The organism is Pseudonocardia sp. GCM10023141, assembly GCF_042653605.1.
This window is the reverse complement of the sequence record NZ_JBHSIR010000026.1, coordinates 38,121-60,749: the sequence shown is the minus strand read 5'-3', so window position 1 is coordinate 60,749 and position 22,629 is coordinate 38,121. Positions and strand designations below refer to the sequence as shown.

General features: G+C 71.6%; 19 protein-coding genes. 11 read left to right on the top strand and 8 right to left on the bottom strand.

Annotated elements, in window-relative coordinates; genetic code table 11:
* Window position 1 precedes the first annotated feature (1 nt).
* The 4 genes from ACFPFQ_RS14315 to ACFPFQ_RS14300 all read left to right on the top strand — a co-directional run bounded on the left by ACFPFQ_RS14315 (window position 2) and on the right by ACFPFQ_RS14300 (window position 3,566).
* Window positions 2–919, top strand: coding sequence for an ABC transporter permease (locus ACFPFQ_RS14315; protein ID WP_379619252.1), 918 nt, complete (start codon window positions 2–4; stop codon window positions 917–919).
* Window positions 916–1,908, top strand: a complete 993-nt coding sequence (locus tag ACFPFQ_RS14310; RefSeq protein ID WP_379618784.1) for an oligopeptide/dipeptide ABC transporter ATP-binding protein — start codon at window positions 916–918, stop codon at window positions 1,906–1,908. Before ACFPFQ_RS14315 ends, ACFPFQ_RS14310 begins: the two co-directional genes overlap by 4 nt.
* On the top strand, window positions 1,905–2,960 hold the full coding sequence (locus ACFPFQ_RS14305) for an oligopeptide/dipeptide ABC transporter ATP-binding protein (protein ID WP_379618782.1): 1,056 nt from the start codon (window positions 1,905–1,907) through the stop codon (window positions 2,958–2,960). Before ACFPFQ_RS14310 ends, ACFPFQ_RS14305 begins: the two co-directional genes overlap by 4 nt.
* 222 nt (window positions 2,961–3,182) lie before the next feature.
* The gene (locus ACFPFQ_RS14300; protein WP_379618780.1) at window positions 3,183–3,566 is read left to right on the top strand and encodes a hypothetical protein; all 384 of its coding nucleotides are present in this window, start codon (window positions 3,183–3,185) and stop codon (window positions 3,564–3,566) included.
* A 6-nt stretch (window positions 3,567–3,572) separates the two neighbouring features.
* Here the strand turns inward: ACFPFQ_RS14300 and ACFPFQ_RS14295 are convergent, their stop codons facing one another.
* On the bottom strand, window positions 3,573–6,221 hold the full coding sequence (locus ACFPFQ_RS14295; RefSeq protein ID WP_379618778.1) for a WGR domain-containing protein: 2,649 nt from the start codon (window positions 6,219–6,221) through the stop codon (window positions 3,573–3,575).
* 116 nt (window positions 6,222–6,337) lie between these two features.
* Here ACFPFQ_RS14295 and ACFPFQ_RS14290 point away from each other — a divergent pair, with 116 nt between their 5' ends.
* Complete coding sequence (locus ACFPFQ_RS14290) at window positions 6,338–6,949, top strand: hypothetical protein (RefSeq protein ID WP_379618776.1); 612 nt, start codon at window positions 6,338–6,340, stop codon at window positions 6,947–6,949.
* An 86-nt stretch (window positions 6,950–7,035) separates the two neighbouring features.
* Here the strand turns inward: ACFPFQ_RS14290 and leuA are convergent, their stop codons facing one another.
* Window positions 7,036–8,832: a 2-isopropylmalate synthase gene (gene leuA, locus ACFPFQ_RS14285; protein ID WP_379618774.1), complete on the bottom strand. Its 1,797-nt coding sequence runs from the start codon at window positions 8,830–8,832 to the stop codon at window positions 7,036–7,038.
* Window positions 8,833–9,093: 261 nt separating this feature from the next.
* Here leuA and ACFPFQ_RS14280 point away from each other — a divergent pair, with 261 nt between their 5' ends.
* On the top strand, window positions 9,094–9,390 hold the full coding sequence (locus ACFPFQ_RS14280; protein WP_379618772.1) for a hypothetical protein: 297 nt from the start codon (window positions 9,094–9,096) through the stop codon (window positions 9,388–9,390).
* Between the two features lie 113 nt (window positions 9,391–9,503).
* On the opposite strand, the gene ACFPFQ_RS14275 is transcribed toward ACFPFQ_RS14280, so the two are convergent.
* Entirely contained in the window at window positions 9,504–9,983 is a 480-nt protein-coding gene (locus ACFPFQ_RS14275) for a (2Fe-2S)-binding protein (protein ID WP_379618770.1), read from the bottom strand.
* Window positions 9,984–9,992: 9 nt separating this feature from the next.
* The gene (locus ACFPFQ_RS14270; protein ID WP_379618768.1) at window positions 9,993–12,248 is read right to left on the bottom strand and encodes a molybdopterin cofactor-binding domain-containing protein; all 2,256 of its coding nucleotides are present in this window, start codon (window positions 12,246–12,248) and stop codon (window positions 9,993–9,995) included.
* Between the two features lie 539 nt (window positions 12,249–12,787).
* On the opposite strand from ACFPFQ_RS14270, the gene ACFPFQ_RS14265 reads away from it, so the two are divergent.
* The 3 genes from ACFPFQ_RS14265 to ACFPFQ_RS14255 all read left to right on the top strand — a co-directional run bounded on the left by ACFPFQ_RS14265 (window position 12,788) and on the right by ACFPFQ_RS14255 (window position 15,691).
* Entirely contained in the window at window positions 12,788–14,068 is a 1,281-nt protein-coding gene (locus ACFPFQ_RS14265) for an aspartate kinase (RefSeq protein WP_379618766.1), read from the top strand.
* A complete protein-coding gene (locus ACFPFQ_RS14260) occupies window positions 14,065–15,165 on the top strand; it encodes an aspartate-semialdehyde dehydrogenase (protein ID WP_379618764.1) in 1,101 nt (366 codons plus the stop codon). Before ACFPFQ_RS14265 ends, ACFPFQ_RS14260 begins: the two co-directional genes overlap by 4 nt.
* Window positions 15,166–15,259: 94 nt before the next feature.
* On the top strand, window positions 15,260–15,691 hold the full coding sequence (locus ACFPFQ_RS14255) for a DUF4189 domain-containing protein (protein ID WP_379618762.1): 432 nt from the start codon (window positions 15,260–15,262) through the stop codon (window positions 15,689–15,691).
* Window positions 15,692–15,707: 16 nt separating this feature from the next.
* Here the strand turns inward: ACFPFQ_RS14255 and ACFPFQ_RS14250 are convergent, their stop codons facing one another.
* Window positions 15,708–16,325, bottom strand: coding sequence for a TetR family transcriptional regulator (locus ACFPFQ_RS14250; RefSeq protein WP_379618761.1), 618 nt, complete (start codon window positions 16,323–16,325; stop codon window positions 15,708–15,710).
* Between the two features lie 71 nt (window positions 16,326–16,396).
* Here ACFPFQ_RS14250 and ACFPFQ_RS14245 point away from each other — a divergent pair, with 71 nt between their 5' ends.
* Window positions 16,397–17,251 carry an SDR family oxidoreductase gene (locus tag ACFPFQ_RS14245; RefSeq protein ID WP_379618759.1) on the top strand — a complete coding sequence of 285 codons (855 nt, stop codon included), beginning with the start codon at window positions 16,397–16,399 and terminating at the stop codon, window positions 17,249–17,251.
* Here ACFPFQ_RS14245 and ACFPFQ_RS14240 read toward each other — a convergent pair.
* The 3 genes from ACFPFQ_RS14240 to ACFPFQ_RS14230 form a co-directional block, all read right to left on the bottom strand.
* A complete protein-coding gene (locus tag ACFPFQ_RS14240) occupies window positions 17,226–18,248 on the bottom strand; it encodes an endonuclease/exonuclease/phosphatase family protein (protein ID WP_379618757.1) in 1,023 nt (340 codons plus the stop codon). The two genes, ACFPFQ_RS14245 and ACFPFQ_RS14240, sit on opposite strands and share 26 nt — an antisense overlap.
* Before the next feature lie 434 nt (window positions 18,249–18,682).
* Entirely contained in the window at window positions 18,683–19,717 is a 1,035-nt protein-coding gene (locus ACFPFQ_RS14235; RefSeq protein ID WP_379618755.1) for an endonuclease/exonuclease/phosphatase family protein, read from the bottom strand.
* A gap of 16 nt (window positions 19,718–19,733) precedes the next feature.
* Entirely contained in the window at window positions 19,734–20,966 is a 1,233-nt protein-coding gene (locus ACFPFQ_RS14230) for an MFS transporter (protein WP_379618753.1), read from the bottom strand.
* A gap of 165 nt (window positions 20,967–21,131) precedes the next feature.
* Here ACFPFQ_RS14230 and ACFPFQ_RS14225 point away from each other — a divergent pair, with 165 nt between their 5' ends.
* Window positions 21,132–22,577 carry a catalase gene (locus ACFPFQ_RS14225; protein ID WP_379618751.1) on the top strand — a complete coding sequence of 482 codons (1,446 nt, stop codon included), beginning with the start codon at window positions 21,132–21,134 and terminating at the stop codon, window positions 22,575–22,577.
* Window positions 22,578–22,629: the final 52 nt, after the last annotated feature.

Here is a 22,629-nt window from a genome sequence, read left to right as displayed (position 1 = left end):
GATGATCTGGGTCGAGCGCCGCCGCGCCCGGATCGACCAGCTGTGCGCCGGACACGGCATCGGCGTCGAGGCGTGGCAGGCGCTGCGCCGCAACCCGGCCGCGATCGCCGGTGCCGCCGTCGTCGCCGTCGTCGCGTTGGTCGCGCTGCTCGCACCGGTCCTCGCTCCCCACGGGTCCGGCGAGCTGATCCCGCAGCTGCAGGCGCAGTTGCGTCCTGACCGGATCCCGGGACCGCAACCGGGCTTCCTGCTGGGCTCCGACCAGCTCGGGCGCGATCTCCTGTCCCGCATGCTGCTGGGTGCGCGGCAGACGCTCGCGGTGGGCACCGGCGCCATGCTGGTGTCGCTCGTGCTCGGCGGTGCACTCGGCGCCGTCGCCGGTGCGTGCGGCGGGCGGAGCAGCACGCTGCTGATGCGCGGTACGGACACCGTGCTGGCGATCCCCGGGCTGTTGATGGCCGTGGCGCTCGCGCTGCTGGCGGCGCGTCCGACGGCCGCCTCGACGATCATCGCGGTCGGGGTCGTCGGCGTGCCGGTGTTCGCCCGGCTGATGTGCGGTGCCGTGGTCGCGCAGCGCGGGAGTGACCACGTCATCGCGGCGACGGTGCGCGGCGTCGCGCCGGTCACCGTGTTCGTGCGGCACCTGCTGCCGGGCGTGCTCGGGCCGGTGCTCGTGCAGGCACCGCTGACGCTGGCGACCGCGGTACTCGACGTGGCCGCGCTGGCGTTCCTCGGCATCGGTGACACCGCGCCCGGCCGGGCCGAGTGGGGTCTGATGCTCGCCCAGGCGCAGCCCTATCTCGACGTCCGGCCGATGCTGGCCGCCGGACCCGCGATCGCGCTCGTCGTGGTCGTGCTCGGGTGCACGCTGCTGGGGGAGTCGCTGCGGTCGGGGCTGCGGCCGCGGGGCCGCGGGTGACGGGCCCACCCCTGCTGCGCGTGCACGACCTCCGTGTCGGGTTCGAGAGCGAGCCTGCAGCGGTGGTGCTGGACGGGTTGTGCCTCGAAGTGGCCGCAGGCCAGGTGGCCGGACTCGTCGGCGAGGCGGGTTCAGGCAAGACCGTGGCGGCGCTGGCGCTGCTGCGGCTGCTGCCGTCGCGGGGCGTGCTGGCCACGGGCAGCGTGGCCTTCGACGGAGTCGTCCTCCACGGCCCCGATCTGCTGGCACCGGGCGGCCCGCAGCGGTCGGGGCGGCGTGGACGTGACATCGCCCTGCTCGCCGGTGATCCGGTGCGAGCGCTGCACCCGATCATCCCGGTCGGGCCGCAGCTCGCCGCGGCACTGCGGCGCCGCCACGGCCTCGATCGGTCGGCGGCGCGGCGGGCAGCGCTGGAGCTGATCGCCAAGGTCGGCGTGGCCGATCCCCGCGCGCTGTTCGACACCTGCCCGCACGTGCTGCCTGCGGGCACCCGTCACCGGGTGGCACTGGCTGCGGCGATGGCCGGGCGGCCGCGGCTGCTGGTCGCCGACGAGCCGACCGCGGGGCTCGACCCGACGGTGGCCGCGCAGATCCTCGCGCTGCTCGGGGAGCTCGTGCGCGAGACGGGTGCGGCGCTGCTGCTGTGCACGTCCGACATCGGGATCGCAGCCGGGACGTGCGAGACGGTGAACGTGCTGTTCGGCGGCCGGATCGTGGAAGGCGCGGGCCGCCATCGCCTGTTCGGGACGCCTCGCCACCCCTACACCCACGGGCTGCTGCGGGCCACACCGCGCCTGGACACCCCGCCCGGTGAGCTGGTCGCGCTGCGCGGTGATCCCGCGGCCAACCGGCGCTGGGACGGTGGCTGCGCCTTCGTGGACCGTTGCGGGCGCGCGGTCGACCCGTGCCGATCCGCCACCCCGGCGGCCGACGTCAGCGGCGGCCGGTTGCTGCGCTGCCACAACCCCGTCCCGGCGAGTGCCGAGTGAACCCGCTGCTCGATGTCCGGCTGCTCGCCGTCCATGCCCCGATCACCGGCGGCGTGCTGCGCGACCGGGTCGTGGACCATCGGCGCGTCGTCGACGGCGTGTCGCTGCAGATCACCCGCGGCGGGGCGTACGGGCTGGTCGGGGAGTCGGGATCCGGCGCGTCGCGGGTCGGCCGGGCCGTCCTGCGGCTGGTGGAGCCCGACGGCGGTCGGGTCCTGATCGACGGGGTCGACGTGGCGCAGCTGCACGGCAAGCGGTTGCGAGCCATGCGCCGCCGGTTCCAGATGGTGTTCCCGGACCCCCGTTCCGGGCTCGATCCGCGCCGGCCGGTGGGGGCGCTGCTGGCAGAGGCCATGCGGGCCCACGACCTCGTCGACGGCGTGGCGGACGAACGCCTCCGCTCCTGCGCATGGGCCGATGCAGTGGGGCTCCCGGTGGCGGCGCTGGATCGCTACCCGCACGAGCTCACCGACCTGCAGTGCCGTCGGGTCGGCATCGCTGCGGCGCTGAGCGTAGAGCCGGAACTGCTGGTGGCCGAGGAGCCGGTCGCGGCGCTCGACGTCTCGGGGCAGGCACAGGTGCTGAACCTGCTGGCGCAGTTGCGCGCCGAGCATGCGCTGACCCTGCTGGTGATCTCGCGCGATCTCGCTGTCGCCGCACAGGTGAGCGACCGGATCGGGGTGCTCTACCGCGGTGGGCTCGTCGAGGAGGGCCCCACGGCGGAGCTGCTGCATCGCCCGCTGCATCCGTACACGCGCGCGTTGCTCGCTGCCGCCGCCGTTGCGGACCCGGACCTGGCCGATCGTCGAGAGCGGATCGTGCTGCGCGCCGATCCGGACGGAGCGGACACGGCGGTGGCCGGCTGCCGGTTCCAACCGCTCTGTCCGTGGAGCCGGCCGGCCCGCTGCGCTGCCGAGCGGCCACCACTGCGCACCCTGGTGGGGACGGGTGCCGAGCACCGGGTGGCGTGCCACCACGCGGAGGAGATCGGTCGCGAATACTGGCGTCAGCCCCGGATCCCGGTGCCGGGTGGACCGTCGATAGCACATTGACGCAGGTCCCGGCCGTGGGTGTCCTTCGTGTCATCTCCGCGTGTTGATCACGCTATGCACTTGCGGTGTGTCAAGCTTCACCCCATGGGCCGGAGCTCCGCGGTGCACCATCACCGTCGGCGTTGCCGGCGCCCCGTCCGCGACCGGCGCGACGGGCCGATCCGTGGGCAGGTGGGGTGAAGCACTGCGAGGCGGCAGGGTGCCTCAGCCGGTGTCCTCGACGTGACGGGGGCCGCTGACATGGTGGAGCGGATCGACCGGGACGGCGCCGAGCTGGCGCGGCTCACGCACGACTCGCTCGTCGGTGCCGTTCCCGCTCCCGGGCGGGTCCGCGTCCTGCTCTTCGAGGTTGGCACCACGGTGATCGAGGTGCAGATCGACGCTGCGCCGTCGCGACGGCTGCTCGGCAGGGTGAAGCCGCCTGCCGATGTGGCGATCGAGATGCACGCAGGCGAGATCGGTACCGACGGCGAGATCACCGCCATAGCCCGGTCCGATGCCGACGGCGCCTTCACGCTCGCGCTCCCGGCCCAGCGCAGCCTCGTCAGCCTGCACTGCCGGCTCCCCGATGGCACCGCGGTCGAGACGGCCCGGGTGCGGTTGTAGGCGCGGTCAGCCGAGCTGCTCGGCGGCGAGTGCCCGCTCCGCGGTGATCTGGGTGATCCGCTCCGCGGCTCGCGTCCGCAGTGCCGTGGAGCTTGCCGTGCTCGCCAGCCGACCCAGCTCCTGGAGCGCGGCGTCCGAGCCGATGGCGGCCAGCACCTCGATACCCGCCGCGGCCCGGGTGTGCCCACCTTTCCCGGTCCAGGTGTTGACCAGGGGAGCCAGGCGCCGCACGGTGTCGTCGTTGCCGATCACCTCGAGTGCGGTGAGCACCCAGGCATCGTCGGCCGCCATCCCGGCGGCGGACCACTGGAGGAACAACGCCCAACCCAGCTCGGCCAGCGCTGCCGGGTCACAGGCTGCGCGGATCTGTTCGGCGCCCGCGTACGGCGATCCGGGCAGGCACAGCGCGAAGGCCGTGATGAGGTGCTCGACCACCTCGACGGGTACCTGGCCCGACCCGTCGCGCAGGGGCAGCCGCGGAAGTTCTGCGGGATCGGCCCATCCGGCGACGGCGGGGACCGTCGCCGGCAGCACGTCGATCGGGTCGGTTGCGAGCATCGCCGCGATGCCGGCTGCTGCCGTGGGCCCGAACTCCGCGGCGATCGCGATCACCGCGTCTGCGCCCCGGTGCGCAGCGACGACCCGCAATGCGGCCTCAGCGCTGCGACGCTCGGCGACGGCCCGTTCCAGCGCCGGGGGTACCAGCGCCCGTGCCGTGTCGGGCCCGTGGCGTGCGAAGTAGCGGGTGGCCGTCGGGCGCAACGCGGGGGTCCGGACCAGCCAGTCGGCCATCAGCAGCGCGATCTCGCGCGTCAGGAACGGGACCAGCCCCGCAGCGGCGGCGCCGGGCTGCTGGTGCGCCGCGGCCTCGAGCACCGGCACGGCATCGAGACCGAGGCGGGCTGCCACCCGCCTCGACACGGCGCCGCCCGGTGCTACTCCCGGTGTCCACCGCACGGCGGGTAGCAGCGGACGGAGCAGTTCGACCGGTGCCGACGCGAGGAGCTCGAACGCGTCGTCGGCCGCCAGTTCGCCCGCGCGCAGCCGGTGCAGCTCCAGCGGCCAGTCGGTCGAATCGGGGTAGTGCCCGCGTTCCAGCAGGGTGTGAGCCCACTCCGCGCGTTCGCCGGCCGCCCACACCTCGACGTGCGGCACGGCGGCGACCAACCCGCGGACGACCAGTGGCCGCTTGCGGTGTGGGCGCGACCATGGCGGGTGGACGAGGACGCGGGGGAGATGCTCCGCGGTGGCGTCGGGCACCGCCGAGCCACCGCGTGCCGCCAGCGCGAGCACCACCGCACGAGACCGGAGCGGCAGGCCCGGAACGACCGCGCGCATGGCTTCCGGTTGCCGGTACAGCACCGATCGCAGCACGGGGGTGAGGCGCTCGTGCCCCCGGGCATCGTTGGCGATCGCCTCCGCCAGCAGCCGCACCGCGCGCTCGGGATGGTGCTGCGTGGCCGCGCGCAGCGCTGCGGGTGCCCATGGTGAGCCGGCGAGTTCGATCACCGCCCGGAAGGCGTCGTCGGTGGGTAGGCCGACCAGCAGGCCGAGCAGGCCGCCGGCGCAGTCGGTGGACAGTGTGGACAGCCACGGCCGCAGTCGTGGCGCGATGTCGGGACCGGCGCCGTCGAGCAGGCTGGCCAGCATGCCCGGCCGGCCGGAGGGGAACCAGCCGGGGATCACGGAGTGGAGCCGGTCGAACTGGGCGACGGTGCTGACCGACATCAGCAGCAGCGCCACGAGTGGGTCCTCGGCGCCCGGCCCGTGCGCCGCTGCCTCGCCGCAGGCGCTCTCCACCCACTCCTGCTCGGTCGGGACGAGGAACGCGGCGACGGCGCGTTGCGCGTAGCTGTGGCGGGTGGCGCCGAGGCCGCGGACCGCCGCCTCGTAGTGCTCCTCGGCAGCCACCGCGAGCACGTGCCGGACCCGCCTGAGGAACAGGCGACCCGGCCAGTCGGTCGTGAGTGGCTGATCCGACGGCGCGCGTTGGGGCGCGAACGGTGTGGAGCCGGCCGCCGTGGTGATCCCGGCCAGCTCCGCGGTGGCTGCTGCAGCGAACGCGACTCCGTGATCGGCCATCCACGCATCGGCGGTGGCCGCGAGCTCCGGTTCGCCGTTCTGCCAGGCGGCCAGGCAGACGATGTGGTGCACCACCGCGGCTCCGAGCGGCGAGGGCACCCCGTCGAGATGGGCCTGTGCGGCCGCGACGAGCGCGGCGTCGGCGTCGTCGCCCGCGAGCGCGGTGCCGATGAGCCCCCGCATGCGCTCCACGCTGGTGTGCAGGGTTGATGCCGCCCACCGGATCGGTGGCCGGGCCGGCTCCGGGTTCCGATCCCGCCGCGGCACGGCGCCGGCCCGCGAGAAGGGCGGCAGGGGCAACGGCTCCGGTGTGTGGATGCCTGGTGGGCGGGGCGGAAGCGGAGCCCGGGATGCGCGGACGTACCCCTTCCGTTCCTTGGCGCGTGCCGCCTTCTCGACGAACGCGACGGCGGTCGGTTCGTCGTCGAACGTCTTCACGGTCTGCTGGCTCCGGCCACCGATGGGCCCCCAGTCGATGACGACCTCGGCGCCACGGACCTCGACGCCATGGACCTCGGCCGTCCAGAACTTGGCCGAGCCACCCGAGACGAACTCCAGATGCACCACTGCCATCGCGACCCCCCGATCGTGTGGTCGGAACCTACCGACCCCGTCCGACGGTCTCGACACATCGGTCGCCGGGAACGCCACTGTGAGACCGTGGCGCACGCCAACTCCGAGGAGGACGAGTGGACGAGCAGGTGCTGGTCGCGACGCGGCGGTCGTTGCACGGCGTGGCCGAGCTGGTGATCGCCGGCCCGCAGTACCGGACGGAAGGCACGATCCGGCTGGCGGTCACCCCGGGGGGTTTCGGCGGTGTGAAGTCCTCGCTGCGGGTGTCGGGGACCGACCTGGTGCGAGATGGCGGGCAGGTCCCGCTGGCCGGCACCTACCGCCAGCTCGGCGCGGCCGCCGGCGTCGACGTCGGAGTGCCGGAGGGCCTCTACAGCGACACGTCCGGCGTCGATCCCGACGAGACGATCGCCGTCGACGCGGAGGCGGCCGGTGTGCTCGCCGCCTGGTTCGCCAACGGTGACACGGCGCTGCGCGCGCTGGCGCCCGGCGTCGAGCCGGTGATCTGGCCGGAGCACTTCGACCTCGCCGTCACGCTCGACGAGGTCAACTACGGCGTGTCGCCCGGCGACGCGGGCCACCCGCTCCCGTACGCCTACGTGGGGCCGTGGACGCCGCGGGAGGGCGAGTTCTGGAACGCCTCGTTCGGCGCGCTGCGGGAGAGCGCCGAACTCCCCGACGCCGCGGCCGTGGAGGCGTTCTTCGCGGAGGGCCGCCGCCTCGCCTGACCGTCGAGAACGACGTTGCCATGATCAACAGGGCTGGATGATCATGGCAACGTCGTTCTCGACGGCGAGAGCGGGCAGGGGTGGCGTCAGCGCATCGCGCGGTTGATCGCCGACACGACGGCCTTAAGGCTCGCGCTCACGATCGAGCTGTCGACGCCGACGCCCCAGTACACGGTGTCCTCGATGGAGCACTCGACGTACGCGGCGGCGCGGGCGTCGTCGCCGGCCGACATGGCGTGCTCCTGGTAGTCGAGCACCCGCACGTCGAAGCCGATGCCCGCGAGCGCGTCGACGAACGCCGCGAGCGGTCCGTTGCCGCTGCCGCTGATCTCGTGCAGGTCGTTCTCGACGCGGACGGTGGCCACGATCTCGTCGCGTCCCTCGCCGTCGCTGGTGAGGCGGTGGCGGATCAGCTTCAGCGGCGTGACACGGTCCAGGTACTCGATCTGGAAGGCGTCGATCATCTCCTTGGGGGAGACCTCGCCGCCCTCGGTGTCGGTGACGTTCTGGATGACGCGGGCGAACTCCATCTGCAGCCGCCGCGGCAGGTCCAGCTGGTGCTCGGCCTTCATGATGTAGGCGACGCCGCCCTTGCCGGACTGCGAGTTGACCCGGATCACGGCCTCGTAGCTGCGCCCGATGTCCTTGGGGTCGACGGGCAGGTAGGGCACCTCCCAGCGGTAGTCGGCCACCGGGACGCCGGCCTCGGCCGCGCCAGCAGCCATCGCGTCGAAGCCCTTGTTGATGGCGTCCTGGTGGCTGCCGGAGAACGCCGTGTAGACGAGGTCGCCGCCCCACGGGTGGCGCTCCGCGACGGGCAGCTGGTTGCAGTACTCGACGGTGCGACGGATCTCGTCGATGTCGGAGAAGTCGATCTGGGGGTCGATGCCCTGGGTGAACAGGTTCATCCCCAGCGTCACCAGGTCGACGTTGCCGGTGCGCTCGCCGTTGCCGAACAGGCAGCCCTCGATGCGGTCGGCGCCTGCCTGGTAGCCCAGCTCCGCTGCCGCGACACCGGTGCCGCGGTCGTTGTGCGGGTGCAGGCTCAGCACGATGCCCTCGCGGCGGGCGAGGTTGCGGTGCATCCACTCGATGGAGTCGGCGTAGACGTTGGGGGTGGCCATCTCCACCGTCGCCGGCAGGTTCACGACCATCGGTGACTCGGGTGTCGGCTGCCAGATCTCGCTCACGGCGTTGCACACGTCAACGGCGTACTGGAGTTCGGTGCCGGTGTAGGACTCCGGCGAGTACTCGAAGCGCCAGTCGGTGGCCGGGTACTTCTCGGCGAACCGGGCCACCTCCTCCGCGCCGTCGGTGGCGATCTTCGCGATGCCGGCGCGGTCGGAGCGGAACACGACCCGTCGCTGCAGGATCGACGTGGAGTTGTACAGGTGGACGATCGCGCGGGGCGCACCCTCGCAGGCCTCGTAGGTGCGCTCGATCAGCTCGGAACGGGCCTGCGTCAGCACCTGGATGGTGACGTCCTCCGGGATCAGGTCCTGCTCGATGATCTCGCGGACGAAGTCGAAGTCGGTCTGGCTCGCGGCCGGGAAGCCGACCTCGATCTCCTTGTAGCCCATGCGCACCAGCAGGTCGAACATGCGGCGCTTGCGGGCGGGGCTCATGGGGTCGATCAGGGCCTGGTTGCCGTCACGCAGGTCGACGGCACACCACAGCGGCGCCTTCGTGATCCGCTTGTCGGGCCAGGTGCGGTCGGGCAGCGCTACGGGCTCCACCATCTCGTGGAACGGGCGGTAACGGTGCACCGGCAGGTGCGAGGTGCGCTGCGGGTTCCAGGGCGCCTGGTTGTCGGGAACGGGGCCCGACGGGGTGCGCAGCCTGCTGGCGGCGGCGTTGATGAAGGCGTCAGGAGACGTGGTCACGGGAGGTGCTCCAAAGGGGGTCGACCATCAAGGACGACCGGCGCGTGCCGAAACCCGCGACGAGGGGCCGGTCGGTCAGACCCCGCCGCGGCGGCGAAGGAGCAGGCGCACCACGTGGAAGACACTAGCCCGACACCCGGGGGGCTCTGCAACCCCGGTCCGTCCGGACGCCACCCGATCGGGTGAAAGCTTCCGATGGGCCCGACCTGTCCGACATGCCACTATGGCGGCCTGCGAGCTCGGGGAGGAACTGTCGTGGCGATGGGAACAACAGCCCGCCGGGGCGCGAACGTGGTGGCGAGCGTCCTGCGGATCGTCGGCACCGTGATCGTCGCGATCCTGGTCGTGTACATCGTGCTCGTGCTGCTGGACGCGAATCCGGCCAACACGTTCGCGATGTGGATCCGTGATCTCGCCGAGTACTTCAACCTCGGACTGGCCAACCTGTTCGTGCCGGCGAACCCGAAGATCGGCGTCACGCTGAACTACGGCGTGGCGGCCATCATCTGGTACGCGATCACGGTGGTGGCCGTCCGGCTGGTCCGGCGCATCGGCTGAGTCCGGCTGGTCCGGCGCATCGGCTGAGTCCGGCTGGTCCGGCGCATCGGCTGACACGGCAAACACGACGAAGGGCCCCGCACACTGCGGGGCCCTTCGTCGCTGTTCGGGTGTCACATGTGCTCGGCGCCTGCCTTGATCGCCTCGCGGATGCGGGAGTAGGTGCCGCAGCGGCAGATGTTGCGGATCTCGTCGAGGTCGTCGTCGGTGATCTCGCGACCGTCACCCTTGACCTCGTTGACGAGCGCAGCGGCCGCCATGATCTGGCCGGGCTGGCAGTAGCCGCACTGCGCCACGTCGAACTCGAGCCAGGCCTCCTGCATCGGGTGCAGGCCCTTGCCGGGGACGGTGTCGGCGAGGCCCTCGATGGTGGTGATCTCGTCGTCGGGCCCGATCTTCGAGACCGGCACGGAGCACGGGTTGAACTTCTGCCCGTTGAGGTGGCTCGTGCACGACTTGCAGACCTGCAGGCCGCAGCCGTACTTCGGGCCGTGGATGCCGAGCAGGTCGCGCAGCACCCAGAGCAGGCGCACGTCGTCGTCGCACTCGACCGAGACGCGCTTGCCGTTGACGGTGAAGGTGTGTGTGGACACGGGGGGCTCCTAGAGCGGGTTCTCGAGGCCGTCGGTCGGCGACTGCGGGGACGAGGGCTGGAGCGGGTAGGGCTCGAAGCTCAACGTGCCGTGGTTGATCGGGAAGTAGGTGGGGATCTTCCCGAGGAAGGCGCCGTAGGCGCAGGCCACAGCGGCGAAGGAGGGCGCGGTGGCGAGCTCGCCCGCCCCGCCGGGCTCCCCGTTGGTTGGCGGCATGACGACGACCTTCATCTCCAGCGGCGTGTTCCACTGCCGGGTGTAGAAGTAGTTGTCCCAGCTGCCCTCGAGCGGGATGCCGTCCTTCATGTGCAGGCTCGACGTGAGCGCCAGCGCGATGCCGTCGTTCATGGCACCGATCATCTGGGCCTCGAGCCCGCGCGGGTTGAGCGCGAGGCCGGCGTCGACGACGATCGTGGCCCGCGTGACGCGGGGGCCGGTCACGGCGTCCTTGATCTGGCGGTTCACCGTCTCGGGGCGGCAGTCCAGCTCGACGATGATCGCGCAGGCCGATCGGTACTCGTTGTGCACGCCGATGCCCTGCGTGACACCGCTGGGCAGCGACCGGCCCCACTCGCCGACCTCGGCGGCCTTGTCCAGGACCTTGCGGATGCGGTCGTCCTTGAGGAACTCCCGCCGGAACGCGAGCCGGTCCTTGCCGAACCGCTTGGCGAGCTCGTCGACGACCAGCTCGCGGGCCGCCACGACGTTGGGCGAGTAGATGTTGCGCATGCTGCCGGTGTTGAAGCCGAGGTCGACCTCGTTGAGCAGCTGCGTGGTGGCGCCGAAGTTGTACGGCGAGGCCTGGCTGAGCGTGAAGATCGACTCGGCGAAGGTCAGGTTGCCGGCGATCGGCGCCTTGGCCGCGGTGGCGGTGATGATCTCGCCGAGGCCGTGGGTGAAGTCCGTGCGGACGCTGGTGTGGCGCTGCTCGTAGCTGACGACGTTGCCGATCGCGTACGTCGCGCGCACCCGCGAGACCGACATGGGGTGCGTGCGGCCCTGGCGGAAGTCGTCGGTGCGCGTCCAGCTGAGCTTGACCGGCTTGCCCATCTTCTGCGACGCCTCGGCCGCCTCCATCGCCACGTCGTAGAACAGGTGGCGGCCGAACGAGCCGCCGCCCTGCGTGACGTGCACCTTCAGCGCGGTCGGGAGCATGCCGAGCTTGAGGGCGATCTCCTCCTGGGCGATGATCGGGATCTTGAGGCTCGACCAGATCTCGCCGCTGCCGCCGCGGATGTCGGCGATCGCGCAGTCGGGTTCCAGCGGCGCGTTGCTCGCGAACGCGAACGTGATCTCGGCGTCCACCGACTTGGTCAGGATGTTCGGCACGACCAGCGGCAGGGCCGCGGCCTTGAGCTTCTTCTCGACCGACGCGTCGGACTCGCCGTCGACGGTGCCGCCGGTCCAGGTCACCCGGATCGTGCGGATCGCGTCGATGCACTGACCGAACGTCTCGGCGCGGATGGCGACGCCGTAGGTGATCTTCGCGACGTCGGTGACGCCGGGCAGGGCGAGCACCTCGGCGAGGTTCTCGATCGACTTCGGCTTGCCGTTGATCGTCGGCGGGCGGGCGACCATCGTCGGCATCGCGCCCGGGACGACGTCGAGGTCCATCGCGAACTTCTTCTGGCCGGTGACGATGTCGTGCGCGTCGATGCGGCTCTGCGGGGTGCCGAGCATCGTGAACTTCGAGGCCGGCTTGAGCAGTACCGACGTCGAGGTCAGCGTGGAGACGGCGGCGGGCACCGCGAGCGAGGCGTAGCTCGCCGTGAGCCCGCTGGCGGACTTGACCGCGCCGGCGACCGTGCTGAGCTGCTCGACCGGGAGGTTCCAGAGCTTTCCTGCGGTCAGCATCAGCTGCAGCCGGGCGATGGCCGCCGCGGTGCGGACGGGGATGTAGAGGCTGCGGATCGAGTTCGAACCACCGGTGAGCTGGTTGTAGACCAGTTCGGGGCGGGCGTCCGCGAGCGTGACGTCGACCATGTCGAGCGGCAGGTCCAGCTCCTCCGCGATCATCATCGCGATGGTGGTGGTCATGCCCTGGCCGACCTCGGCGCGCGGCACGGCGAACGACGCGGTGCCGTCGGCGTTGATCTGGATCGCGATGAGGTGCGACGTCGGTGCCGCGGCGAGGTTCTGCAGGTCGCCGAGATCGAAGGCGTCGGGTACCTGCGGGATCGACGGGATCGCGGCCGACGCGGTGCCCTGGTCGATCGCCGCCCACGTGCCGCCTGCGGCGACGAGGAGTGTCGGGGCGGCGATCATGTACCCCAGGAAGCGACGCCGACCGGGGTCGGTCGGGGCCCCTTTCGGCCGTGGGGACGCTCGGTGGAGAGCGGGCATCGACAGTTCCTCTCGTCGTGCCAGATCGGACGACGTGCGATGGCGTCCGCGGCGGTTGATCCGACAACGACGCCCCTGACCTGCGGATGCGCAGCGTTACTCGGCTGTCCGGGCGTACGGGTGCTGGGCCGGATGTAGGACATCTCCGATTCTGCGGAGAAGTTGAATGATCGGATCCGTGCCTGCGGCAGCGACCGGGTGGTCGTGACGTTCTACGCCTTGTCGTCGTAGAACCCTCCCAGCGGCGAACTTCACCCGTTCGGTTGAAGATCGACACGCAGCCGAGCGGGCTTCGCCTGTGGGCTGGGTCATTCGGACCTGCACGAGGGCCGGGCGCCGGTAGGGTGATCCCCTGACCAGCGCCCGCGCGGAGCGCCGCGTGCTCCGGCTGCGGCGCCGCCCGGGCGGTGAGCCAGAGCGGCACCGCGCCCCGTGCGCCGTGCCAGTACAGGAGGTCGGCGGTGGCCCTCGTCGTGCAGAAGTACGGCGGTTCCTCGGTCCAGGATGCGGATCGCATCAAGAAGGTCGCCGAGCGGATCGTCCGGACGCACAAAGAGGGGCACGACGTCGTCGTGGTGGTGTCGGCCATGGGCGACACCACCGACGACCTGCTCGACCTCGCCGAACAGGTCTCCGCCAACGAGTTCGGACAGGCGCCGCCGCCCCGCGAGATGGACATGCTCCTCACCGCGGGCGAGCGGATCTCCAACGCGCTCGTCGCGATGGCCATCCACTCGCTGGGAGCGCAGGCGCGCTCGTTCACCGGGTCGCAGGCCGGGATGATCACCACGTCCAAGCACGGGGACGCGCGCATCCTCCAGGTCAACCCGCAGCGCCTCCAGGAGGCCATCAGCGAGGGCTCGATCGTGCTGGTCGCCGGCTTCCAGGGAGTCAGCCAGGATTCCAAGGACGTCACCACGCTCGGGCGCGGCGGCTCCGACACCACGGCGGTGGCACTGGCCGCGGCCCTGCACGCCGACGTCTGCGAGATCTACACCGACGTCGACGGCATCTTCACCGCCGACCCGCGCATCGTCCCCGACGCCCAGCGCGTCGACCAGATCACCTATGAGGAGATGCTGGAGATGGCGGCGTGCGGCGCGAAGGTGCTGCACCTGCGCGCGGTGGAGTACGCGCGCCGCTACAACGTCCCGCTGCGGGTGCGCAGCTCGTACAACGACAAGCCGGGCTCGCTCGTCACCGGCTCTATCGAGGAGATTCCCGTGGAGAACGCGATCATCACCGGGGTCGCGCACGACCGGTCCGAGGCCAAGATCACCGTGACCGACGTGCCGGACACCCCCGGCATGGCCGCCCGCATCTTCCGCACCATCGCCGACTCCGACATCAACATCGACATGGTGCTGCAGAACATCTCCCGCACGTCCGACCGGCGCACCGACATCACGTTCACGCTGCCGCGTGTCGACGGGCCGCGTGCGGTGGCCGCGCTCGGCGCGGCGCAGGCCGAGATCGGTTTCGCCGCGGTGCTGCACGACGAGGAGGTCGGGAAGGTCTCGCTCGTCGGAGCCGGCATGCGCAACCACCCCGGCGTCACGGCCACGTTCTGCGAGGCGCTCTCCACGGCCGGCATCAACATCGAGACGATGAACACCTCCGAGATCCGGATCTCCGTGATCTGCCGGGTCGACCAGCTCGACGACGCCGTGCGGGCGCTGCACCAGGCGTTCGACCTCGGGGGCGACGAGCAGGCCGTCGTCCACGCCGGTAGCGGGCGATGAGCCCGGTGGGGTCGAGCCCCGAAGCGCTGACACCGGGCGGGCCCGTCGTCGCGATCGTCGGGGCCACCGGTGCCGTCGGCACCACGATGATCGAGATCATCAACGGCCGGGAGTCGGTGCCGTGGTCGGAGATCCGGTTGATCGCCTCGGCCCGCTCGGCAGGCAAGGTGCTGCGCGTGCGCGGCGCGGACGTCACGGTCCGAGCGCTCGTGCCCGAGGTCTTCGACGGCGTCGACATCGCGATGTTCGACGTACCCGACGAGGTGAGTGCCGAGTGGGCACCGATCGCCGCGGCGCGCGGCGCGGTGGCCGTCGACAACTCCGGTGCCTTCCGGATGGACCCCGACGTGCCGCTCGTGGTGCCCGAGGTCAATGCCGAGCAGGCGGCCGTGCGCCCCAAGGGGATCATCGCCAACCCCAACTGCACCACGCTGTCGATGATGGCGGCGATGGGTGCGCTGCACCGCGAGTTCGAGCTCCGAGCGCTGGTCGTGGCCTCCTACCAGGCAGCGTCGGGTGCCGGGCAGGTCGGGATCGACCGGCTCCAGGCCGAGCTCGCGGCTGTTGCCGGCAAGGGTGTCGGCGAGCGCGGCGGCGACATCGCGGAGGTGCTGGCCGCCGCGGGGCTGGACGCGGCCACGTCGCCGTTCCCGGCGCCGCTGGCGCTCAACGTCGTGCCGTGGGCGGGGTCGGTCAAGGACGACGGCTGGAGCTCCGAGGAGCTCAAGGTCCGCAACGAGTCCCGCAAGATCCTCGGCATCCCGGAGCTGAAGGTGTCGGCCACCTGCGTTCGGGTGCCGGTCGTCACCACCCACTCGCTCGTCGTCCACGCCACGTTCGCGCACGAGGTGTCGGTGGAGGCGGCGCGCAAGGTGCTCGCCGCGCAGCCGTCGATCGTGTTGCGCGACGACCCGGCAGCGGGCGAGTGGCCGACCCCGGCCGACACCGTCGGTGGCGACCCGACCTGGGTCGGGCGCATCCGCCAGGCCCTGGACTTCCCCAACACGCTCGAGCTGTTCGTCTGCGGCGACAACCTGCGCAAGGGTGCCGCGCTCAACACCTACGAGATCGCCGAGACGGTCGCAGCGTCGCGGTAGCACCCCACAGAGATTTTTCGGCCGGGCCCCAACCGATCGCCGGTGCCCGTGGTCATCCCCTTCGAGGAAGCAGTCACCACCCAGGGGAGAAGCCATGATCGCCGTCCGCTCGCTCGTCGCCCGCGCCGCCGTCGCTTCGGTGCTCGCCGGCTCCGCACTCGTTCTCGGTGCCGGCCCGGCCGGTGCCACCACGATCGTCCCCACCACCACGGTCGCCGCCACCACCACGGCCAACCACTGGGGCGCGATCGCGATCTCGGTGCGCACCGGCCGTACCGGTTACGGCAACGACTACTCCACCGCCGCCGCCGCGTCGAAGGCCGCCGTCAGCAAGTGCGGCGCGTCGGACTGCCAGGAGGTGGTCCGGGTCGCCAACGGTTGCGCGGCGGTGGCGCAGGCCCCGAACCGGGCGTGGGGCTGGGCGTACGCGGCGTCGAAGGCGGCCGCGCAGAACAAGGCGATCTCCGCGACCCCCGGCAAGGGGGCCCGGATCATCACCTGGATCTGCACGACCGGTCACCAGTGATCATGAGTCCGGCTGATCATGAGTCTGGCGTGGATCCGCGCAGCGCGCCGAAGGCCTCGTCCGCATCGGCGGCGACGGCGGTCAGCGCCGCGTCCGGATCCTCGGTTCCCGCTTCGAGCCGGCGGACGAGCTCTTCGGTCAGCACCTTCTGCACGGCTCCGTACTGTGCCGCGAGCAACCGGCTGCGCCAGCCGGGCGGGCCGCCCGCGATCGCCTCGGCGAGGTGGCGCTCCATCTCCTCCGCGTAGCGGGAGCGGCGGGCACGCAGCGCCGGGCTGGCCTCGAGCGTGCGGGTGAACCGGACGATCCCGGCCAGGTAGGTGGCCGGGCGCAGCTCCTCGAGCGCGGCCCGGTAGTGGGCGGCCAGTACCGCGGGCAGGGCCGCTCCGGCTCCTGCGGCCCGCACGGCCCGGGCGGGCCCCTCGATCCAGTCGACGTCGTCGAAGAACAGGTCTTCCTTCGCGGGGAAGTGGTTGAAGACCGTCTGCACGGCGACGTCGGCTGCCGCGGCGACGTCGGCGACGGTCACCGCGTCGAACCCGCGCTCGAGGAACAGGTGCGTCGCGATGTCGGAGATCGCCTTGCGGGTCTGCTGCTTCTTGCGCTCCCGACGGCCCGGCTCGCTGCTGCTCATGGGATCAACCTACCGCCCGTTCATGGATGTAGTCTAATCTTGTAGTCACTACATAAATGAGAGGTTCTCCCATGATGGTTCTGGTTACAGGTGGTCGCGGCACGGTGGCGGCGGCGGTCGTGCGCGGTCTGGTCGACGCGGGCGTGCCGGTCCGCGTCGGCGGCCGCGAGCCGGGTGAGCTCACGGCTCCCGAGGGAGTCGACGTGGTGCTCGCCGACCTCACCCGCCCCGAGACGCTCCCGGCCGCGCTCGAGGGTGTCGACCGCGTGTTCCTCTACGCCGAACCCGCGGGCATCAGCGGGTTCGTCGAGGCGGCCACGGCGGCCGGCGTCCAACAGGTGGTGCTGCTGTCGTCGATCGCGGTCCACGGCGAGGGGGCGATCGCGCAGCGTCATCTCCTCGTGGAGCAGGCGTTGTCCGCAGCGACCTTCGGCTCCACGTTCCTGCGCCCCGGCGGGTTCGCCGGCAACGCGCTGAAGTCCTGGCTGGGCCCGATCAGTGCCGGAGACACCGTCCGGCTCGCGATCCCCGGCTCGACCGACGCCCCGATCGACGAGCGCGACATCGCCGCCGTCGCCGTCGCGATCCTGCTGGCCGGGCCGGGTGGCGGCTACGACGGCGTCGCGCTGGACCTCACCGGTCCCGCGTCGATGACCCGTCGGGAGATGGTCGAGACCCTCGCCGCCGAGCTCGGAAGGGAGGCCCGGATCGTCGGGCTCGACGCCGAGGAGGCCCGCGCGGACATGGCCGCGATGTGGCCCGCGCCGCTCGTCGAGTCGTTCCTGTCCTTCTGGTGCGCGACCGACGGCGTGCCGACCCCGGTGAGCGATGCCGTGGAGCGGGTCACCGGACGTGCGGCCCGGACGTTCGCCGTGTGGGCCCGCGAGGTGGCGGCGACCGCTACGCCGGTAGCCGCATCCTGGTGAGGATGGCCCGGTGATCGCTGCCCGGCAGGTCGTGCACCGAGAACGTCGCGGCAGCGATGCCACCGGTGGCGGTCACATGATCGATCTGCGGCCCCACCGCGCTCAGCGCGGGGTTCGGCCCCCAGGTGGGTTCGAGACCGGCACCGCGCTGGTCTGCGGCATCGGTGCAGCCCGCCATCCCGGCGCGCAGCGCCGAGTGATCCAGGGTGGCGTTGAAGTCGCCTGCGACGATCGCGGGCGTCGGCCCGGCGCACCACCGGGCCAGCAGCCCGAGGTCACTGCGCCACTGCGGGATGAGCCACGGCACCGGGGCGGCAGCGTGGAACGCCACGAACCGCAGCGATCCGAGCGCGCCGCCCGTCACCTCCAGGTGGGGAAAGCGGGTGGTGTCGTAGCCCTCCCGCACGGTGAGGTCGCCCAGCCCGGCTGCCATGAGGACCGTCACGCCCGAGACGTCGGGCTGGCCCGGCGGCACCGCGGACCGGATCCGGTAGCCGAGCCGCTCGACCAGTGGTGCGAGGCGGGCGCGGTAGCGCTCGCCTGCCTCCGGGAGCGAGACGAGGTCCGGGTGCTCGGCGCCGATCAGTCCGGCGAGCGCGGCGACGTCGGCCCCGCCTTCCTTCACGTTGAACGACAGGACGGTGAGCGGCGAGCCGGTGGTGGGCACCGGGTCGGCCAGCGTGCGGGGCAAGATCATCGCGGCGCCGGCGAGCACCACGGCGAGCGCGCCCGCGGCGAAGGGCCAGGCCCGGCGCCGGAAGCAGGTGATGCCGATCAGCAGGAGCGCCCACCCGGCGAGCGCGACCAGCACCACCGGGCGGTAGGCCACCAGCTGGGCGAACGGTGAGTGCTGGTCGAGGCCGAACAGCAGGTCCGGCACGCCACCGGCGGCCGCGGCTGCGGTCAGCAGCGCCGCGGACACGAAGCGCAACGCCCGTCGCGGCCGCCGGGGTGGCGAAGCGGGCGGTGGGTCGGTGCGGGGCACGGTCGCGGTCATCTCCGTCCACTGTGCCCGAGCCGGCGCGCCCGGTGGGTGAAGATCCTGTGGAGACCCGTCCATCGCCGCGCGAAGGCGGCCGGCCAGCGGAGACCAACTGGGACGCGCACCCCACGGCCCGCCCTGTCCCCGTTGCAGGAAGGTGGCGTGGCCTTCCCGCAAGAATCCTGCGGCAAGGTGGCCTTCCTGCAACACGAGAGCCTGGCGCGCGGGGCCGGTGATCAACGCCTACAGGTTCCGGTTGGATCATGAGCCAGTGCGCGCTCGGCCACCGGCACGAAGATCAACGCCCAGTGGGTCATGGTCAACACCGAACCAGTGGGCGTTGATCATCGAACCGCACCCGACGGCCCGCGCCGGGCCCTCTGGTGCTCGGCGGGAGGGCGCGACCCTCTGCTGTTGATCTGCCGGCCCGGCGAGGGCGCAGAGGAGCGCTACGTCGGGATCCGCACCGTCGACAGGATGGCCCGGTGGTCGCTTCCGGGCAGCGGCAGCACGTCGAAGGTGGCGGCCTCGATGCCGGGCGTCTCGAAGATGTGGTCGATCTGTGGTCCGATGTCGCGCATCCACTGCACCGGGCCCCAGGTCGGGATCAGGCCGTCACCGCGCTGGTCGGCCGCGTCGGAGCAGCCTTGGATGCCGGCGCGCAGTGGCGAGTGGTCCAGCGTGGCGTTGAAGTCGCCTGCGATCACCGCGGGCGTCGGCCCGGAGCACCACTGCGACAGCAGGCCGAGGTCGTGCTTCCACTCGCCGACCTCCCCGACGGTGGGCGCCACCGAGTGGAACGCGACGAACCGCAGCGCGCCGAGCGTGCCGCCCGTGACCTCGATGTAGGGGAACGCGGAGGTCTCGCTGCCGATCCGGTGCTCAACGGCGCCCAGCCGATCCGACACGAGGACGGTGACACCGCCGACGTCGGGGTGCCCGCGACCGGTGGAGGTGATCACCTCGTAGCCCAGCGGCTCCGCGAGCGGAGTGATCTTCTGTCGGAACCGGTCGCCTGCCTCCTCGAGCGAGACGATGTCGGGCTGCTGGTCGCGGACCGCTGCGGCGATCGCGGTGACGTCGGCCCGCCCCTCGTAGACGTTGAACGCCAGCACCTTCAGCGGCATCCCGGTGGTCGGGACCGGATCCGCGACGAACCGGGGCACGACGAGCACGGTGCCGATGACGAGCATGGCCACGGCGCCTGCCATGAACGGCCAGGCGGCCCGCTTGAAGCGCGTGAGGACGCCGAGCAGCACGCACAGCACCAGCAGCAGGGCGAGCAGTTGCCAGCGGAAGGCGATGAGCTGCGCCCACGGGCTGCGCCGATCCAGCCCGAACAGCCGATCGGGCAGCACGGTGAGCGCGATGAGCCCGGTGAACACCGCTGCTGCGAGGAAGCGCAGCACCGGACGTCGCCGTCCGGCGCCGGGCACAGGCTGGGGTGCGGCCGCATCGTCGAGCCGGCCGGGCGGGGCAGTCATCGCCCGCGAGTCTGCCTCAGATTCGTTGAGAGGCGGCTGAGGAGGTGGCGACCGTCGCACGGGCGGACCGGTTGCCGCGCCGAGCGAGCAGCGCGGCCGCCGCCGCTGCGACGACCCCTGCCGAGCCCACCGCGACGACGGCGGTGGACGGTGATGCGATGTCGATCAGCAACCCGGTGATCGGCGTTGCGATCGCGGCACCGATCGTGATCGCCGAGCCGTGCAACCCGGTCACGACACCGCGGGCGTGCTCCGGCGCCAGCGCGCTGACCGTCTCCGAGCTGGCGGCCAGCGACGGGGCGGTGAGCAACCCGGCCGGGATCAGCAGCAGGACGTAGGACCACCACGGGCCGGCGAGCCCGATCGGCAGCGTCGCGAGCCCGAGGCAGGCGACGAGCACGAAGAGCCCGGCCGAGCGTCGCGCGGCGCCGTAGAGGAATCCGCCGGTGACCGAAGCGACGCACCACAGCGCGTTGACGAGCGCGATGGATGACGCCTGACCGCTCGACTGCAGCCCGGCGATCATCGACAGCTCGGTGCCGTAGACCAGTGCGACGGCCACGGTCGTGGCCAGCAGGGCCGCGGTCAGGCGCGTGGTGAACCACTCCCGGGCCCGCGACGGCGCCGGCAGAGGTGCGGACCGGTCCACGGGAGCCCGGGTGGGCGGGTCGAGTGCCCAGAGCGCGACGCCCGCGGCGACCCATCCCGCGCCGACCAGCCACATCGCGATGCTCGAGGACACCTGCAGGGCCAGCAGCGCGCCGAGTGCGGGACCGATGATGTAGGACAGGTCCACGGACATGGAGTCGATGGCGAAGGCCGGACGGCGCCGGTGCAGCGGCACCATCACGGCCAGCGACTGGCGCACCACCGAGTAGACGGGCAGTCCGAGCAGGCCGCCCAGCACGGCTCCCACCAGCAGTGCCGGGTAGGGCAGCCACGGCGCGACCGTCCAGAACACGGCCTCCGCGGCGGTGGTGGCCACCACCATCGTGCGCAGGCCGCGCCGGTCGACGAACCGGCCGAGCAGCGGAGCGCCGATCGCCATGCCGATGGTGGACGCGGCGCCGACCAGCCCGGCCGCGCCGTAGCCGAGCCCGAGCGTGAGGACCACGTGCAGCGTCAGCGTGATGGCGGCCGCGGACGCCGGGATGCGTGCGACGAACGAGACGCCGATCAGCGTGGCCACCCCGCGCAGCCCGAAGACGGCGCGGTACGCCGCGATCCCCGAAGCGTCCCGTTCCGTCACGGTCGTCATCTTCACCCGCGGCCCCGATCGGACACGACCGGGTTAGCCCTAAACTTGACTCAATCCAGAAAGACTGAAAGCTTGAGTGCCCGGGCATACCCGACGCAGCACCCCTCACCACGTCAGTTCCCAGCATCGATTCCCCAGCGCCATGGAGGACACACCGTGACCGAACGGCGACACACCACCAACGACGCCGGTGCGGCGGTCGCGAGCGACGAGAACTCGCTCACCGTCGGCGCCAACGGCCCGATCCTGCTCCAGGACCACTACCTGATCGAGCAGATGGCGACGTTCAACCGCGAGCGCATCCCGGAGCGGCAGCCCCACGCCAAGGGCGGCGGCGCGTTCGGCGAGTTCGAGACCACGGAGGACGTCAGCGCCTACACCCGTGCCGCGCTCTACCAGCCCGGCGCGAAGGTCAAGACGCTGATCCGGTTCTCCACCGTGGCGGGCGAGCGCGGCAGCCCCGACACGTGGCGCGACCCGCGCGGGTTCGCGCTCAAGCACTACACGTCCGAGGGCAACTACGACATGGTCGGCAACAACGTGCCGATCTTCTTCATCCGCGACCCGCTGAAGTTCCAGCACTTCATCCGCTCGCAGAAGCGCCGGGCCGGCAACAACCTGCGCGACCACGACATGCAGTGGGACTTCTGGACGCTGCAGCCCGAGTCCGCACACATGCTCAGCTGGCTGATGGGCGACCGGGGCATCCCGCGGTCCTGGCGCCACATGAACGGCTACTCCAGCCACACCTACATGTGGAGCAACGCCGCGGGCGAGAAGTTCTGGGTCAAGTACCACTACAAGACCGACCAGGGCATCGAGTTCATCCCCCAGGCCGAAGCCGACACGCTCGCGGGCTCCGACGGTGACTACCACCAGCGCGACCTCTACGACACGATCGAGGCGGGCGAGTTCCCGAGCTGGACGTTGCACGTGCAGGTCATGCCGTTCGAGGACGCCAGGACCTACCGCTTCAACCCGTTCGACCTGACGAAGGTGTGGCCGCACAGCGACTACCCGCTGATCAAGGTCGGCAAGCTGACGCTGACCCGCAACGTCACCGACTACCACACCGAGATCGAGCAGGCGGCGTTCGAGCCGAACAACCTGGTGCCCGGGATCGGCCTCTCGCCGGACAAGATGCTGCTCGGCCGCGGCTTCGCCTACGCCGACGCGCACCGCGCCCGGCTGGGTGTCAACTACAAGCAGATCCCGGTGAACCGGCCGGTCGTTCCGGTCAACAGCTACAGCAAGGACGGCGCGATGCGCGTCGACAACGTCTCGGACCCGGTCTACGCGCCGAACTCCTACGACGGGCCGAAGGCCGATCCGGCCCTCACCGACGACTCCGGGCTCTGGTACGCCGACGGTGAGATGGTGCGCACCGCCTACACGCTCCGCGCCGAGGACGACGACTTCGGCCAGGCGGGCACGATGGTCCGCGACGTGCTCGACGACGAGGCGCGCGCCCGGCTCGTCGGCAACGTCGCCGGACACCTCTCCGCCGGGGTGAGCGAGCCGGTGCTGGCCCGCGCCTTCGAGTACTGGAAGAGCATCGACAAGGAGATCGGCGACCGGATCGAGCAGGCCGTCCGGGGCTGATCCCCGCCGTCGAGAACGACGTTGCCATGATCAAAACGCCCTGTTGATCATG